13 protein-coding genes are annotated in these 16,787 nt (G+C 63.8%); 8 read left to right on the top strand and 5 right to left on the bottom strand.

The window, feature by feature from the left end:
- Window positions 1-283 precede the first annotated feature (283 nt).
- The 5 genes from QM618_RS01000 to QM618_RS01020 are packed head-to-tail and all read right to left on the bottom strand — an operon-like array spanning window position 284 to window position 4,276.
- A complete protein-coding gene (locus tag QM618_RS01000; RefSeq protein WP_428093583.1) occupies window positions 284-1,012 on the bottom strand; it encodes an ABC transporter ATP-binding protein in 729 nt (242 codons plus the stop codon).
- On the bottom strand, window positions 1,009-1,851 hold the full coding sequence (locus QM618_RS01005) for an ABC transporter ATP-binding protein (RefSeq protein ID WP_428093586.1): 843 nt from the start codon (window positions 1,849-1,851) through the stop codon (window positions 1,009-1,011). The genes QM618_RS01000 and QM618_RS01005 overlap by 4 nt, the downstream gene beginning before the upstream one ends.
- Window positions 1,844-2,809, bottom strand: a complete 966-nt coding sequence (locus tag QM618_RS01010) for a branched-chain amino acid ABC transporter permease (protein WP_428093589.1) — start codon at window positions 2,807-2,809, stop codon at window positions 1,844-1,846. Before QM618_RS01010 ends, QM618_RS01005 begins: the two co-directional genes overlap by 8 nt.
- A gap of 1 nt (window position 2,810) precedes the next feature.
- Entirely contained in the window at window positions 2,811-3,836 is a 1,026-nt protein-coding gene (locus tag QM618_RS01015; protein WP_428093592.1) for a branched-chain amino acid ABC transporter permease, read from the bottom strand.
- 44 nt (window positions 3,837-3,880) lie between these two features.
- Complete coding sequence (locus QM618_RS01020) at window positions 3,881-4,276, bottom strand: PaaI family thioesterase (protein WP_428093597.1); 396 nt, start codon at window positions 4,274-4,276, stop codon at window positions 3,881-3,883.
- An 18-nt stretch (window positions 4,277-4,294) separates the two neighbouring features.
- On the opposite strand from QM618_RS01020, the gene polA reads away from it, so the two are divergent.
- The 8 genes from polA (at window position 4,295) to uvrA (ending at window position 16,775) form a co-directional block, all read left to right on the top strand.
- Window positions 4,295-6,952: a DNA polymerase I gene (gene polA, locus QM618_RS01025; RefSeq protein ID WP_428093600.1), complete on the top strand. Its 2,658-nt coding sequence runs from the start codon at window positions 4,295-4,297 to the stop codon at window positions 6,950-6,952.
- A gap of 10 nt (window positions 6,953-6,962) precedes the next feature.
- A complete protein-coding gene (locus QM618_RS01030) occupies window positions 6,963-7,985 on the top strand; it encodes a 6-phosphofructokinase (protein WP_428093603.1) in 1,023 nt (340 codons plus the stop codon).
- 267 nt (window positions 7,986-8,252) lie between these two features.
- Entirely contained in the window at window positions 8,253-9,740 is a 1,488-nt protein-coding gene (gene rpsA / locus QM618_RS01035) for a 30S ribosomal protein S1 (protein ID WP_428093606.1), read from the top strand.
- A gap of 120 nt (window positions 9,741-9,860) precedes the next feature.
- Window positions 9,861-10,454, top strand: a complete 594-nt coding sequence (coaE, locus tag QM618_RS01040; RefSeq protein WP_428093609.1) for a dephospho-CoA kinase — start codon at window positions 9,861-9,863, stop codon at window positions 10,452-10,454.
- 42 nt (window positions 10,455-10,496) lie between these two features.
- On the top strand, window positions 10,497-12,551 hold the full coding sequence (gene uvrB / locus QM618_RS01045) for an excinuclease ABC subunit UvrB (protein WP_428093612.1): 2,055 nt from the start codon (window positions 10,497-10,499) through the stop codon (window positions 12,549-12,551).
- A gap of 20 nt (window positions 12,552-12,571) precedes the next feature.
- Window positions 12,572-13,567, top strand: a complete 996-nt coding sequence (locus QM618_RS01050; RefSeq protein WP_428093615.1) for a TerC family protein — start codon at window positions 12,572-12,574, stop codon at window positions 13,565-13,567.
- Window positions 13,568-13,576: 9 nt separating this feature from the next.
- Window positions 13,577-13,876: a hypothetical protein gene (locus tag QM618_RS01055; protein ID WP_428093618.1), complete on the top strand. Its 300-nt coding sequence runs from the start codon at window positions 13,577-13,579 to the stop codon at window positions 13,874-13,876.
- 58 nt (window positions 13,877-13,934) lie between these two features.
- Entirely contained in the window at window positions 13,935-16,775 is a 2,841-nt protein-coding gene (uvrA, locus tag QM618_RS01060; RefSeq protein ID WP_428093621.1) for an excinuclease ABC subunit UvrA, read from the top strand.
- Window positions 16,776-16,787 lie beyond the last annotated feature (12 nt).

The raw sequence follows: 16,787 nt of genomic DNA on the forward strand, positions 1-16,787 counted from the left end.
TCGTCGCTCGAGAAGGCGGATTTTCACGGTCCTGAAGGACGAATGCGGGGTTCGTCCGTTGGAAGCCTTGCAGCGGAGCGGCTGGAGGCCGAGTTTCTCGCCGTCGGGCTGCCTGCCGCACTGCCCGCCCGACGCTGGCGTCAGTTGGCCAGATTGCCTCAGGTTGGGCTCGCCGCGGTTGCGCTCCACGAACAAGAAGGCGCGTTGCGTTCCCACGGGGGGACAAACAATGCCAGGGCGGTACAGGGCCGCTCAGCGACCGTGAGAGCCCGACAGCGGCGCGTTAGGCGCCCAGCGTGCCCAGGTACAGCTCGATGACCTTGGGGTCGTTGAGAAGATCCTGGCCAGAAGCCGTGTATGCCGAGGTGCCCTGATCGAGAACGTAACCGCGATCGCAAATCTGAAGGCAGCGTCGGGCATTCTGCTCCACCATGATCACGGTGACGCCCGTGCGGTTGATGTCGCGAGTGCGCACAAAGGTCTCGTCTTGGCGAGCGGGGGACAGGCCCGCGCTCGGCTCGTCGAGGAGCAATACCTTGGGGTCCATCATGAGGGCGCGTGCCATGGCGACCATCTGGCGTTCACCGCCAGACAGAGAACCCGCACGCTGCGAACGCCGGTCCTTGAGCACAGGGAACAGCTCAAAGATCCGCTCGCGCTGCTCGCTGAACTTCTTGGGTGCCTGGTAGGCGCCCATCTCGAGGTTCTCCTCGATGGACAGCGACGGGAACACGTTCTGGGTCTGGGGCACAAAGCCGATGCCTCGCGAGACGAGGTCGTTTGCCTTCTTGTTGGTGATGTCCTCGCCGTCGTAGGTGACGATGCCGGAACGGACCGGAACCAGGCCAAACAGCGCCTTGAGGAACGTCGACTTACCGGCGCCGTTGGGGCCGATGATGCCGATCAGTTCACCCTCGCGGACCTCCATAGAGCAGCCGTTGAGGATGTTGACTCCGGGGAGGTATCCCGCGTAGAGGTCGTCGGCGGAAATGATGACGTTGGCGTCGCTCACGAGCGCTCCTCAAAAAGGTTGGTGTCGTGGTGTGCGCCAAGGTAGGCGTCCTGGACTGCGGTGTCTCGCATGACCTCGTGCGGGTCACCCTCCGCGATGATCCGGCCCTCCGCCATGACGACCACCCAGTCGGAAATGCGGCGCACCATGTGCATGTCGTGTTCCACGAAGAGCACCGTCACGCCCTCTTGGCGAAGATCCACGATGTGGTCAAGGAGTGACTCCGTAAGAGCTGGGTTAACGCCAGCCATCGGCTCGTCGAGCATCACCATCGTGGGCTTGGACATCAGGGCTCGCGCCATCTCGAGGAGCTTGCGCTGACCGCCAGAGAGGGAACCTGCGTAGTCATCCTTTTTCTCAATGAGCTTGAAGCGCGTCAGCAGTTCTTCCGCCTGCTCGGTGATCTCCTTCTCGCGGCTCTTCCAGAGGGGAGAGACGAGAGCGCGGGCGAAGTTCTCGCCGCCCTGGTTCTGTGCCCCTAGACGCATGTTCTCGATGACCGTCATGCGGCTGAGCGCCTTGGTCAGCTGGAACGTGCGCACCATGCCCGCGCGTGCGACTTGAGCGGAGGACATGCCGCGCAACTCCCTGCCATCGAACATGCCGTGACCCTCTTGCGCGGTGTCAAAGCCGGTGAGCAGGTTGAAGAATGTGGACTTGCCAGCCCCGTTGGGACCGATCAGCGCCGTGATGGAGTGACGCTGCACCTCGAAGTGCCGCACGTTGACGGCCACGAGTCCGCCGAATGATCGCATCACACCGTCGGCCGTCAGAATGGGGTCGGGCTTGGGCACGCCGGGCTTGGACTCGACGTTCTCGAAAGACGGGATCTCAACCATTGATCGCGATCTCCCTTCTATTTCCGAGGATGCCTTGTGGTCTGAAGACGATCAGCAGGATGAGACCAAGGCCAACAAACGCCAGGGCGAGCGGCTCCACCTGAGTTCCCTGCAGAGAGGGGAACACCATGGGGGCCACCTGCTTGATCAGTACGAACAGCGCCCAGAACAGCGCCGTTCCGAGAATCGGTCCGAACACAGTAGCCGCTCCGCCAAGGAGCAGCATGGTCCAGATCCAGAAGGTCGTTGTGCGGCCCATCGAGTCGGGAGACACCGCGTTCGCGTGCGCCCACACGATGCCGCCGAGCGCACCGATGACGCCACCGATCACGAGCGACTGCATCTTGAACGAGTACACATTCTTGCCGAGCGACCGCACCGCGTCCTCGTCCTCGCGGATGCCGCGCATGACGCGTCCCCATGGGCTGGACTTGAGGCGCCAGAACAGGAGGGCGAAGATCGCAACGAGCGACCAGCCAACGGTGATGAGCCACCACGAGTTCGCGAGCGAACCGTGGAACTGCCACGGGCCAATGCGAATGAGCTGGTCAGGGAAGGGCGACAGCGCCTCAAACGGCCCCTTGAAGTCCTTTCCTCGAATACCCGTGTTGCCGCCGGTCCATTCCTTGAGCCACTGGCTGCGCCCAACGATGCGCACAATTTCTGCGGCGGCGATTGTCACGATGGCGAGGTAGTCGCCTCGCAGGCGCAGCGTCGGCCATCCAAGGAGAAGGGCGAACAGGACCGCGCCAAGAATGGCGATGAGGAGGCCGGCCCACGCGGGCAGCCCGTGGGACACGGAGATGCCGTAGCCGTACATGCCGATGAGCATGAATCCGGCGTGACCCATGTTGAGCAGGCCCGTGAGTCCGTAGTGGAAGTTGAGGCCGATCGCGGCAAGGGCAAAGGCCGCCGTGGTGGGCGAAATGATGATCTGCAGGATGTCGTTGAAGTCCATGTCAGCCCACCCGCTCCTTTCGTCCAAGGATGCCTTGTGGTCTCACCAGCAACGTGATGATGAGGATTGCCAGCACGGCGGCGTACTTGAGGTCTGGCGTTGGTGCGTAGACCGTCGTGACCTGCGCGACGATGCCGATGACGAGCGCGCCAACAAGGGCACCGAACGGGTGACCAAGGCCACCGAGCGTGACCGCGGCGAACATCAGCAACAGGATGTTGGCGCCGAGCATGAAGTCAAGCGTGTCGTTGTAGAGCGCAAGCAGCGGTCCGGCGAGCGCCGCAAGCGCGCCGGCGAGCATCCACACGATGCGGATCACCCTATTCACGGAAATTCCAGTGGCCGACGCTAGGGCTGGGTTGTCGCTCACCGCACGGGTTGCTCGTCCTAGGCGCGTGCGCTGCAAGAAGAAGCCGACGGCCCCGAGTGCCGCGATGCAGATAGCCATCGACACCATGTCCGCGGTGCTGAGCTGCACCGGGCCGATGCGATGGATGACAGAGGTGGAGGACACCAGCCGCAGGCGGTCGGGGCCAATCCAGATCTGGATCATGTTGACGAGGATGAGCGCCAAGCCGATCGACACGATCATCTGTTGCATCGTGGGGACTCCGCGGCGCCGCAACTGCTTCCACAACACCACGTCTTGCAACCACCCTGAGGCCGCTCCGCAGGCGATCGCGATGAGGATCGCGGCCCACAGGGGAGCTCCGGCGCCAACGGCAACGAATGCCACGGCAGCTCCGAACGTGACGGCCTCACCGTGAGCGAAGTTGCTCAGTCCGGTGGTGCCGTAGATCAGCGACAGTCCCACTGACGCGAGCGCCAGCAGCAGGCCGTAAATGGTGCCTTGGAGGATTGTCTGCAAGAAGCGATTGGCGCCGGGAGCGGCCTCAACCTCACCGTCGCCAGCCGCCGCAGCGGACTGTACGAACAGGAAGACGAGAACTCCAAGTACCAGTGCAATTGCCAGAATCCGCCACAGCACGGGGTTGCGCGTTAAGAATGCGCCAGCTACCCGCGTCACATGCTCCTCCTCAGTGCAGTTGAGGCCACAGTAGACCCCAACTGTTACGGCTGTGTTTTCAGCAAGCACGTGAGTCGCGCCGTTGCGACTCTTCGCTGTTGTGTGTCGGTAATCGTAATGTCATACGTGGCGATCGTCCGGCCGCGATGCACTGAAGTGGCCGTAGCCGTGACGAAATCGTTAGTTACGGCGCGGTGGTGGGTGATGTTGAGATCCACTCCCACCGCGATGTTGCCGGGCCCGGCATGCGCCATCGCGCCCAGCGAGCCGACGGTCTCAGCGAGGGCGGCGGACGCGCCTCCGTGGAGCAATCCGTAGGGCTGGGTGTTGCCCGCGACGGGCATCGTCGCAACCACCGTGTCAGGGGCAACTGAGATGATCTCGATACCGAGCCGCTCGATGAGCGTGCCGGGGAACTGAAGGGCGGCTTCGTCGGTCATGAGGATAGGTTGGCACCTGTGAGCGAAACCACCAAAGGCAAACTCCTGCTGGTTGACGGCCTGTCAATGGCCTTCAGGGCGTTCTTTGGCTTGCCAGTGGAGAACTTCACCACTCCCAATGGCACGGCCACCAATGCGGTCTACGGCTTCACCACCATGTTGTCCACCCTCATGCGTGACCATCAGCCAACGCACATCGCCGTCGCGTTCGATCTTCCAGGCGGCACGTTCCGCACGGAGAAGCTGCCGTCGTACAAGGGCACAAGGGACGCCACGCCTCCGGACTTCGAGCCCCAAGTGCCGCTCATCAGGGAAGTGCTTGCCGCTCTGGGCGTCGCCGCCGTGGACAAGCCAAATTACGAGGCAGATGACCTGCTCGCCACGTACGCGCGGCTTGGCCGAGAGGCGGGCATGGAGGTGCTCGTTGTCTCAGGGGACAGGGACACAATCCAACTCGTGACGGACACCGTCACGCTCCTGTATCCCCGCAAGGGCGTCTCCGACCTTGTCCACTACACGCCGGATGCCGTCTTCGAGAAGTACGAGGTGCGGCCAGAGCAATACCCGGATCTCGCCGCTCTTGTGGGGGAGACGAGCGACAACCTTCCAGGCGTCCCCGGCGTCGGGCCCAAGACGGCCGCGAAGTGGGTCGCAACGTACGGAGGGCTCCCGCAGATCCTCGACGCCGCGGATGACGTGCCTGGCAAAGCGGGGGAGAGCCTGCGCGCCCACATCGATCAGGTGCGGCTTAACCGCGAGCTCAACCACTTGCTCACCGACCTCGACGTGACCGTGCCCGTCGAGGGGCTTGAGTACGAGGGCGGCGATGCTGCCGCGATTCACGCAGTCTGTGACGCGCTGCAGTTCCGCACCTTGCGAGACAAGTTGCTTCCGTTCGCCTCTGGCGCCGCGGAGACTCCTGCGGAGCAGGCAGTAGAGCTGGACATCATCACGGACGGCGCGCTCGACGGCATCGTCGCCCAGGCATGCCGGTGCGCCATCCACGTGGAGGGCAGGCAAGGGCCCGATGCTGACGCGTGGGCGATTGGCGTGGCGGGGGCGCCTGGGGTTGCGTTTGGCTTGGATCTGGCGGATCTCACGCCAGATCAGGACGCCGCTCTCGGCGCGTGGCTTGCCAACGACGCGGTTCCTAAGGTGCTGCACGCCTCGAAGGACGCGTGGCACGCGCTCGCTGCGCGCGGCTACGAACTGGCTGGGGTCGTTGGCGATACCCAGATCGCGGCGTTCCTCGTCAATCCAGATCAGCGCGGTTTCGACGTCGAGTCGATTGTGCAGCGCTACCTTGGCGTGACGCTCGAGACGGGCGGCGACTCCGGTGAGCTCGATCTTGGCCTCGGCACGCCCCATGCCGAGCGCGCGGCCCGTGGCGCGGCAACCGTGTGGGCGCTTGCTGAGGTGCTCGAGCCCGAGGTTGAAGAGCGCGGGATGATCGAGCTCTACGGGGACCTTGAATTGCCACTCGTGGCGGTGCTTGCGGGCATGGAGGCCGCGGGAATGGCGGTGGACGCCGACCACCTCAAACTCTTGGCGGAAGAGGCGCGCTCGCGCGCCGATCGCGCGGCGGAGGATGCTTACGCCGCCCTGGATGGCGACCGCGTGAATCTTGGCAGTCCCAAGCAGCTGCAGGAGGTGCTGTTCGAGCGGCTCGGAATGCCAAAGACCAAGAAGATCAAGACGGGCTACACCACGGACGCCGCGGCTCTCTCCGAGTTGTTCGAGAAGACGCAGCACCCCTTCCTTGCGGCGCTACTTGCGCACCGAGACGCGGCAAAGCTGGGTCAGATCATCGAGACGTTGGCTCAATCCGTTCGTTCCGACGGGCGCATCCACACCACGTTCTCCCAGGTAGTTGCGTCTACCGGGCGTCTCAGTTCCAAGGACCCGAACCTGCAGAACATCCCCATCCGCACCGAAGAGGGGCACCGCCTTCGTGAGGCCTTCGTCGTTGGCGAGGGTTTTGAGACGCTCGTCACGGCGGACTACTCGCAGATTGAGATGCGCATCATGGCGCACTTGAGCGGCGATGAGGCGCTCATCGAGGCGTTTAGGTCAGGCGAGGACCTGCACCGCTTCGTGGGCTCGCGCGTGTATGGCGTCGAACCGGCGGACGTCACGCCAACGATGCGCTCCCACGTCAAGGCGATGTCCTACGGACTCGCGTACGGGCTGTCCGCGTTTGGGCTGTCGAAGCAGCTGTCGCTCGATGTGCCAGCAGCGCAGAAGCTCATGGATGAGTACTTCGAGCGCTTCGGCGGCGTGCGCGACTACTTGCGCGCCTCCGTCAAGAAGGCGGCGTCGGTCGGCTACACCGAGACCATCTTCGGTAGGCGCCGCTACATGCCGGATCTGACCTCCACCAATCGTCAGCGACGTGAGATCGCGGAACGTGTTGCGCTCAACGCGCCCATCCAGGGAAGTGCGGCGGACCTCATCAAACGCGCTATGTTGGCCGTCGACGCCCGGATTCGGGACGAAGGCCTCTCGTCACGGCAGGTCTTGCAGGTGCATGATGAACTCGTGGTCGAGGCCGCGCCCGGTGAACGGGAGGCGGTGGAGGCCATTCTCAGGGACGAGATGAGCGGCGCAGCACAGCTCTCCGTGCCGCTCGATGTGAACGTAGGAATCGGTGCCAACTGGCGCACCGCTGGACACTAAAGGCAGGCACATGCGCATCGGCATCCTCACTGGCGGCGGGGACTGCCCCGGGCTCAACGCGGCGATTCGCGCGGTGGTCAAGCGGGGTACGGCGGAGCACGGCTGTTCAATCGTCGGATTTAAGAACGGTTGGGAAGGCGTCATCAACGGCGACGCCATCCCGTTGTCGCGCAACGACGTGTCCGGAATCCTGGTGGCCGGCGGCACCATGCTCGGCACCGCGCGGTGCCACCCGCACAAGGTTCCTGGTGGCATGGACGCGGTCAAGGAGACCGCCGAGAACGAGAAACTCGATGGATTCATCTGCATCGGCGGCGACGGCACGCTCAAGGCCGCGGGAAAGGTCTCCCAGGCCACGGGGCTGCCCGTGATCGGCATCCCCAAGACCATCGACAACGACGTGGTCGGCACGGACGCCGCCATCGGGTTCGACACTGCCGTGACAATCGCCACGGAGGCCATTGACCGCTTGCACTCCACCGCCGAATCCCACAACCGCGTGATGGTGGTGGAACTCATGGGCCGGCACTCTGGCTGGATCTCCGTCACGGCTGGTATCGCGGGCGGTGCGGACATCATCCTGGCCCCAGAAGAGCCGTTCGATATTGACGTGATTTCCAAGAAGATTAAGCACCGTCACCGCTACAAGAACTTCTCGATCGTCGCCGTTGCCGAGGGGGCGATTCCCGCGGAAGGCTCGCACTGGACCGGCAAGGCCACGATCGACGAGAAGGGCAATCCCATCGCCGGTTCCATCGGTCACGAGGTGACGAAGGCGATTGAAGAGGCAACGGGCTTCCCCACGCGGCTCACGGTGCTCGGCTACGTCCAGCGTGGCGGCATCCCCACCGCCGCTGACCGCCTACTTGCCACGCGTTTCGGCGTGGCCGCAATCGATGGCATCGTCGCGGGCGCGGGCGGCAAGTTCACGGCGCTGCAGGGCGACCAAGTGGTGCTCATGCCCTTCGAAGAGATGATGGGCAAGACCAAGTGGGTGCCCGAAGAGCTCCTGGCCACTGCACGCGATCTGTAGCCAGCGTCGGGCCTGCGGTTTGGCGGGCGCTCAACGCCACGGGAAACGACGGACCGCACCCTCGCCGTTCCGTTGGAGTCCGCGAAGCCACGGAATCTGACGGAACGCCGAGGTTGAGGACCGTCCGTTCGGTCCGCACGCTCGGTGACATTGTGCGTAGGTACCCGCACAAGGTATGATTTTCGATGGCCTGTTGCGCCTTTGCGCGCCTGGAGGTCATTCCATATCCATACGATTCACCAAACCATCCATCGGAGCTACTCCTTAATGTCCGTATCCACCCCCGAGACCACCCAGATTGCTGTCAACGACATCGGCTCGAGCGAAGACTTCCTCGCCGCGATTGACGCAACGATCAAGAACTTCGACGACGGCGACCTTGTGGAAGGCGTCATCGTCAAGGTCGACCGTGACGAGGTTCTCCTCGACATCGGCTACAAGACCGAGGGCGTCATCCCCGCCCGCGAGCTGTCCATCCGCCACGACGCTGACCCCGACGAGGTTGTCAACGTCGGCGACACCATCGAGGCCCTCGTTCTCACCAAGGAGGACAAGGAAGGCCGCCTCATCCTCTCCAAGAAGCGTGCTCAGTACGAGCGTGCCTGGGGCTCGATCGAGAAGGTGAAGGAAGAGGACGGCATCGTCTCGGGTACGGTCATCGAGGTCGTCAAGGGCGGCCTCATCGTGGACATCGGCCTCCGTGGCTTCCTCCCCGCCTCGCTCGTCGAGATGCGTCGCGTTCGCGACCTCGGCCCCTACATCGGTCAGCAGATCGAGGCGAAGATCATCGAGCTCGACAAGAACCGCAACAACGTGGTCCTGTCGCGCCGTGCGTTCCTCGAGCAGACCCAGTCCGAGGTGCGTTCCACGTTCCTCACCGCGCTGGCTCCCGGCCAGGTCCGCAAGGGTGTCGTGTCCTCGATCGTCAACTTCGGTGCGTTCGTTGACCTCGGCGGCGTTGACGGCCTCGTGCACGTGTCTGAGCTGTCGTGGAAGCACATCGACCACCCCACCGAGGTTGTCAACGTGGGCCAGGAGGTCGAGGTCGAGGTGCTCGAGATCGACATGGACCGCGAGCGCGTTTCGCTGTCGCTCAAGGCCACGCAGGAAGACCCGTGGGCCGTGTACGCACGCACCCACGCGATCGGCCAGATTGTGCCCGGCAAGGTCACCAAGCTCGTTCCCTTCGGCGCGTTTGTTCGCGTCTTCGAGGGCATCGAGGGCCTCGTGCACATCTCCGAACTGTCCGTGCGCCACGTCGAGCTGCCCGAGCAGGTCGTTTCCGCCGATGAAGAGGTCTTCGTCAAGATCATCGACATCGACCTCGAGCGTCGCCGCATCTCGCTGTCCATCAAGCAGGCGAACGAGGGCGTTGACCCCAACGGCGAGGACTTCGACCCCGCGCTGTACGGCATGACGGCCGAGTACGACGCTCAGGGCAACTACAAGTACCCCGAGGGCTTCGACGCCGAGACCCAGGAATGGCGCGAGGGCTTCGACGCCGAGCGCGAGGCCTGGGAGGCGGACTACGCCAAGGCTCACGAGCGCTGGGAAGCCCACAAGGCATTCGTTGCCAAGCAGGACGCCGCTGCCGCCGAGGCAGAGGCTGCCGCTCCGGCCGCCAAGAAGCGTGCGGGCAAGGGCGAGGGCGCTTCGGCCACCTCGTACTCCTCGCACGACGACGAGGCGTCCGAGGGCACTCTCGCGTCCGACGAGCGCCTCGCCGCTCTGCGCGAGAAGCTCACCGGCAACTAAGCCTGTTCCAAGCATCGGGGCCCGTCACCACATGGTGGCGGGCCCTTTGCTATGCCCGACGCTGGGGCGGCTTGCGTACGTAACTTGCCCAGGCCGTCGGGCCGTGTGAAGATTCCCAGCATGCTGAGAATCGGCCTTACGGGGGGAATTGGCGCGGGCAAGTCCACGGCCGCGCGGCGGTTTGAGCTGCTTGGCGCGCGCGTGATCGATCACGACGTGCTGGCGAGGCGCGTGGTGGAACCGGGGTCCGCGGCGCTCGTTGACATTGTCGCGGCATTCGGGGACCGCGTGCTCGTTGATGGTCAGCTGGATAGGGCGGCGCTGGCGAAGGTGGTGTTTGCGAGCGATGCGGAACGTCAGCGGCTCAATGACATCGTGCACCCTTATGTGTTGGCGGCGGGTCTTGCGGCGGATCGGCAGGCTCGGCTCGATGGCGTGGACGTGGTGGTGCACGACATTCCGCTGCTTCAGGAGACGGGCCAAGGCGGAGACTTTGACCTGGTAGTGACCATTGCGGCGCCCGCGGAGGTGCGGGTGGAGAGGCTCGTGGCTTCGCGAGGCATGACGCCAGCGGATGCGGCTGCGCGCATCGCGGCGCAGGCAACGGATGAGGCTCGCGCGGCGATCGCAGATGTGGTGCTCGACGGCTCTGGCGAGCCGGAGCATCTTGCGGCGCAGGTCGATGCGTTCTGGCTGGAGCGCGTGCCTCACTGACCCAGGGTGGGCCGTGTCAGTGCCACCGCGTACGGTTGAGGCATGTCCTTTGACCTGCGTCGCGCCGAGAACCCCTTTCAGGTCATCTCGGAGTACAAGCCCTCTGGCGACCAGCCGGCCGCGATCGACGACCTCGCTGCGCGCATCGAGGCGGGGGAGAAGAACGTGGTGCTCCTTGGCGCCACTGGTACCGGAAAGTCGGCGACTACCGCGTGGCTCGTTGAGCGGCTACAGCGGCCAACGCTTGTCATGGCGCACAACAAGACGCTTGCCGCGCAGCTCACCAATGAGTTCCACGAGTTGCTTCCCAACAATGCCGTCGAGTACTTCGTGAGCTATTACGACTACTACCAGCCAGAGGCCTATGTGCCGCAGACGGACACCTACATCGAGAAGGACTCGTCCATCAACGAAGAGGTGGAGCGCTTGCGCTATTCGGCCACTAACTCGCTGTTGACGAGGCGCGATGTCGTTGTGGTGTCGTCCGTGAGTTGCATCTACGGCCTTGGCACTCCGGAGGAGTACATCAACGGTATGGTCACGCTCGCCGTAGGCGACACCCTGGATAGGGACTCCCTCCTTCGCGAGTTTGTGCAGATGCAGTATTCGCGCAATGACCTCGCGTTCACGCGCGGCACGTTCCGCGTGCGCGGAGACACTGTGGAGATCATTCCCGTCTACGAGGAACTGGCAATCCGCATTGAGTTCTTTGGTGACGACATCGAGGCGCTGTACTCGCTGCATCCGCTCACGGGGGACGTCGTAGAGCGCCGTGAGCAGGTCCACATCTTCCCCGCGTCGCACTATGTGGCGAGCGAGCAGCGCATGAACAGGGCCATCGCCACCATTGAGCAAGAGCTTGGCGAACGCCTCATCGAACTCGAGGGGCAGGGCAAGCTCCTTGAGGCGCAGCGGCTGAAGATGCGCACCACCTTTGATCTCGAGATGATGCGTTCAGTTGGCACGTGCTCCGGCATCGAAAACTATTCGCGGCACATCGAGCAGCGAGAGACCGGAACGCCTCCCCACACGCTCCTCGATTACTTCCCCGACGACTTCCTGCTCGTCATCGACGAGTCCCACGTGACGGTTCCCCAGATTGGCGCGATGTACCACGGTGACCAGTCACGGAAGAGGACCCTGGTAGATCACGGCTTCCGTCTGCCCTCTGCTCTCGACAACCGCCCGCTCAAGTGGGAGGAGTTCCAAGACCGCATCGGGCAGACCGTGTATCTGTCCGCGACGCCCGGTCAGTACGAACTCGAACGGGCCGACGGCGTGGTTCAGCAGATCATTCGGCCCACCGGGCTTGTAGACCCGCTCGTGGTGGTGAAGCCCACGGAGGGTCAGATCGACGACCTCCTGGAGCAAGTGCGCCTTCGCGTTGAACGCGACGAGCGCGTGCTCGTGACCACGCTCACCAAGAAGATGGCAGAAGATCTCACCGATTACCTGGCAGAGCGGGGCGTGCGAGTGGAGTATCTGCACTCGGACGTGGACACTCTGCGCCGCGTGGAGTTGCTGCGAGAGCTGCGCATGGGACGGTTCGACGTCCTGGTTGGTATCAACCTGTTGCGTGAGGGACTCGACCTGCCAGAGGTGTCTCTGGTGAGCATCCTCGATGCGGACAAGGAGGGCTTCTTGCGCTCCGGCACGTCGCTTATCCAGACCATTGGTCGCGCGGCTCGCAACGTGTCGGGCGAGGTGCACATGTATGCGGACACCATTACCGACTCCATGAAGTCCGCCATCGACGAGACCAACCGCCGTCGTGACCTGCAGATCGCGTTCAACACCGCGAACGGCATCGACCCCACGCCCTTGCGCAAGCGCATCGGCGACATCACCGAGATGCTTGCGCGCGAGGAAGCCGACACCGCGGCCACCCTCAAGGATGCGAAGAAGGCGCCCACGCCGTCGGGCGCCCGCACACCTATGGCGGATCGCCCTGCAGACGAGCTCACGCAGCTCATCGAGGACCTGTCCGCTCAGATGCGCGGCGCGGCCGCCGAACTCCAGTTTGAGTTGGCGGCGCGGCTCAGGGACGAAATTGGGGAACTGAAGAAGGAACTGCGGCAGATGCTTGGAGCGCAGTAGCCGACCCCTAGGATGAGACGGTGGAATCGACGGCCGTCTGGGTGATCACGGTCGCCGCCATTGTTGGTCTGTTCGTCTTTGACTTCTACGTGGTGGTGCGCAACCCCCACGAGCCGACCTTCCGCGAGTCCACGAGGTGGACGCTGTTCTACATCTCGCTCGCTGTGCTCTTTGGCCTCAGCATGATCGCGTGGAACTCGGCCCAAAAGGCCACGGAGTTCTTCGCCGGCTACATCACCGAGTGGTCGCTCAGCGTCGACAACCTCTTCGTGTTCCTGGTGATTCTCACCCGATTCGCCGTGCCAACGCTGTATCGCCAGCGCGTGCTGCTCGTGGGAGTGGCGATCGCGCTCGTGCTGCGAGGTGTATTCATCGCGGTGGGAGCGGCCGCGCTCGCGGCGTTTACGTGGGTGTTCTACCTCTTTGGCATCTTCCTCATCTGGACGGCCTTCTCCGTTGCCCGCGAGGGCGGCGCAGAGGAGGGCGACGTGGAGTACGAGGAAAATCGCGTCACCCGATGGGTGCGCAGGGTGTTCCCCTCGACGGACGGGTACCGGGGAGCGGCGCTGTGGGTGCGCGAGAACGGCAAGCGGCTCATCACGCCGATGCTCATCGTGATGATCGCGATCGGCACTACGGACGTGTTGTTTGCGCTGGACTCGATCCCGGCAATCTTCGGTCTCACCCAAGACCCCTACATCGTGTTCACCGCGAACGCCTTCGCGCTGATGGGCCTGCGCCAATTGTTCTTCGTGGTGCAGGGACTGCTGACGCGACTCGTGTACCTCTCGTATGGCCTCGCGGTCATTCTGGGTTTCATCGGCGTCAAGCTCATTCTTGAGGCATTGCGCGAGAACCAGCTGCCCTTCATCCATGGCGGAGAGCCGATCCACGCGATCCCAGAGATGCCAACCTGGGTCTCGCTCGTGGTGATCGTGGTGGTCATCGGCACGGCGGCGATCGCTAGCCTCGTCGCCACACGGGGTGCCTCCAAGGGCGAGAAGTACGAGATCTAGGAGCACATCATGGCGCGCTACGCTGGCTGGGTTCCACGGCCATTTGCCGAGGTGTGGCCAACGCTTGACGCCATCGCGATGGAGCAAGGCTGGACGGTGGGGCCGTCCTCGACCATGGAGCGTAGGCATTACTCCAAGAGCATGTCGGCATGGTCGTGGGGATCCGATGTGATCGTGACCCTGCAAGACGTGGGCACGCACACCCGGCTCACGTTCGACACCATGAGCACAAGCCTCGTCGACTACGCGAAGGCACGGGGAGTGATGGAGAAACTGATGTCCGCTATCGGTGGAACGCTCGACGCCTGAGCGCAACGTTCGGCGATTCGAACATGCGTTCGAACGATTTTCCACGTAGCATTGCCGTGTGAATGACCGGCTGATCGTCCGCGGCGCGCGCGAGCATAACCTCAAAGGCATCGACCTCGACCTCCCGCGCGATGCGCTGATTGTCTTCAGTGGTCTCAGCGGCTCTGGCAAGTCGTCGCTCGCGTTCGACACCATCTTTGCGGAGGGGCAGCGGCGGTATGTGGAGTCGCTGAGCGCGTATGCGCGCCAGTTCCTCGGCCAGATGGACAAGCCAGACGTGGATTTCATCGAGGGGCTCTCGCCCGCGGTCTCCATCGACCAGAAGTCCACGAACCGCAACCCGCGGTCCACGGTGGGCACCATCACCGAGGTCTACGACTACTTGCGCCTGCTGTACGCGCGTGTTGGCATTCAGCACTGTCCGGTGTGTGGGGAAGAAATCCGCTCGCAGACGCCGCAACAGATCGTCGATTCGGTGCTCGCGCTCCCTGAGGGCACTCGTTACCAGGTGCTCGCGCCGGTGGTGCGCGGCCGCAAGGGCGAGTACCAGGATCTCTTCGAGGACCTGCAGTCGCAGGGCTTCGCTCGGGCCCGCGTGGACGGCGAGACCATCCAGCTCAGCGAGGCCCCGCAACTCGAGAAGAAGCTCAAGCACGACATCGAGGTGGTCGTGGATCGCCTCGTAGCGCGCGATGGGATCAGGCAGCGCCTCACCGATTCGGTGGAGACCGCACTGCGCATTGCCGACGGCTTGGTCGTCATCGATCCCGTCGACGATGACGCTCCTGCCCGACGCTATAGCGAGAAGCGCGCATGCCCCAACGACCATGTGCTCACCTTGGAAGAGATGGAGCCGCGCACTTTCTCCTTCAACGCTCCGTATGGCGCATGCCCGGAATGTACGGGAATCGGCGTGAAGCTCGAGGTGGATCCCGATCTCGTGGTACCGGATGCCGAACTGAGCCTTGCTCAGGGAGCCGTCGCGCCGTGGGCGGGAGTGTCGTCTGACTACTTCAGTCGCACGCTTGAGGCTCTGTCGCATGAGGTGGGCTTCGACATGCACGCTCCGTGGCGCGAGATCAGCGCCGAAGCGAAGAAGGCCGTGCTGTACGGCAACAACTATCAAGTGCATGTGCGCTTCAAGAACCGGTACGGGCGTGAGCGTCAGTACACCACCGGCTTTGAGGGAGCGATCACGTGGATCGAGCGCCTCCATGGACAGACGGAGTCGGAGTGGAGCCGCGAAAAGTATGAGGCGTATATGCGGGAGATCCCGTGCCCGCGTTGCGACGGCACTCGCCTCAAGCCAGAGGTGCTCGCGGTCACGGTGGGAGGCAAGTCGATCGCTGAGGTGTGCAACCTCTCGATTCGCGATGCGCGGGAGTTCCTCGTAGGCGCCGAGCTCGACGAACGCGGGCGGCACATCGCCGTTCAGGTGCTCAAGGAGATCGACGCCCGGCTCGGGTTCCTGCTTGACGTTGGTCTTGACTACCTGACGATGTCGAGGGCCGCGGCCACGCTCTCTGGCGGTGAGGCCCAGCGCATTCGTCTCGCCACTCAGATCGGATCCGGACTCGTCGGCGTGCTCTATGTGCTCGACGAGCCAAGCATCGGCCTGCACCAGCGAGACAACCGTCGCCTCATCGAGACTCTGACGAGGCTTCGCGACCTCGGCAACACCCTCATCGTGGTGGAGCACGACGAGGACACCATCCGCACCGCCGACTGGGTTGTCGACATCGGTCCCGGTGCGGGCGAACACGGTGGCGAAGTGGTGCACTCCGGTTCGGTTGAGGCGCTCCTCAAGAACGACAAGTCGCTCACGGGTCTGTACGTTTCTGGGAAGCGCGAGATCGCGCTTCCCGACGCGCGGCGGGCTGTGGATGCCGACAAGACCTTGACCGTGGTGGGGGCTCGCGAGAACAACCTGCAAGACATCGACGTGGAGTTCCCCCTTGGGGTGCTCACGGCGGTGACGGGCGTCTCCGGTTCCGGCAAGTCGACGCTCGTGAACTCGATCCTCTACACCTCCCTCGCGAAAACGCTCAACGGAGCACGACAGGTGCCCGGACGCCACTCGCGCATCACTGGCACCGAGCACCTCGACAAGATCGTGCACGTGGATCAGGGGCCCATTGGGCGCACGCCGCGCTCAAACCCGGCCACCTACACGGGGGTGTGGGACCGCATCCGCAAGCTCTTTTCAGAGACCAACGAGGCCAAGGTGCGCGGCTACGGACCGGGCCGGTTCTCGTTCAACGTGAAGGGCGGGCGCTGCGAGGCGTGCTCCGGTGATGGCACGCTCAAGATCGAGATGAACTTCTTGCCCGATGTCTATGTGCCGTGTGAGGTGTGCAAGGGCGCGCGGTACAACCGCGAGACGCTTGAGGTGCACTTCAAGGGCAAGAACGTTGCGGATGTGCTTGACATGCCGATCTCGGAAGCCGCGGTCTTCTTTGAGGCCATCCCCGCGATCTCGCGCCATCTCAGCACCCTCGTTGACGTGGGGCTCGGCTATGTGCGGCTTGGTCAGCCGGCGCCTACCCTCTCGGGTGGTGAGGCGCAACGCGTCAAACTCGCGTCCGAGCTGCAGCGTCGTTCTACGGGCCGCACCATCTACGTGCTCGACGAACCCACAACGGGATTGCACTTTGAAGACGTGCGCAAGCTCTTGGGCGTGCTTCAAGGGCTTGTGGAGAAGGGCAACACGGTCATCGTCATCGAACACAACCTCGACGTCATCAAGTCGGCCGACTGGGTGGTGGACATGGGGCCCGAGGGTGGCTCTGGCGGGGGGCTCGTGGTCGCGGAGGGCACCCCAGAGGATGTTGCGGCTAACGCAAAGAGTCACACGGGCAAGTTCCTCGCGGAACTGCTCGACGATACGGCCGCGGCGTAGGCGGGGTCGGTC

It is taken from the genome of Demequina sp., assembly GCF_049841215.1.
GTDB lineage: Bacteria > Actinomycetota > Actinomycetes > Actinomycetales > Demequinaceae > Demequina.

Coding starts and splice junctions, on each gene's coding strand:
- QM618_RS01005 (WP_428093586.1), bottom strand. CDS start 1,851: ATGGTTGAGATCCCGTCTTTCGAGAACGTCGAGTCCAAGCCCGGCGTG.
- QM618_RS01010 (WP_428093589.1), bottom strand. CDS start 2,809: ATGGACTTCAACGACATCCTGCAGATCATCATTTCGCCCACCACGGCG.
- QM618_RS01020 (WP_428093597.1), bottom strand. CDS start 4,276: ATGACCGACGAAGCCGCCCTTCAGTTCCCCGGCACGCTCATCGAGCGG.
- QM618_RS01030 (WP_428093603.1), top strand. CDS start 6,963: ATGCGCATCGGCATCCTCACTGGCGGCGGGGACTGCCCCGGGCTCAAC.
- rpsA (WP_428093606.1), top strand. CDS start 8,253: ATGTCCGTATCCACCCCCGAGACCACCCAGATTGCTGTCAACGACATC.
- coaE (WP_428093609.1), top strand. CDS start 9,861: ATGCTGAGAATCGGCCTTACGGGGGGAATTGGCGCGGGCAAGTCCACG.
- uvrB (WP_428093612.1), top strand. CDS start 10,497: ATGTCCTTTGACCTGCGTCGCGCCGAGAACCCCTTTCAGGTCATCTCG.
- QM618_RS01055 (WP_428093618.1), top strand. CDS start 13,577: ATGGCGCGCTACGCTGGCTGGGTTCCACGGCCATTTGCCGAGGTGTGG.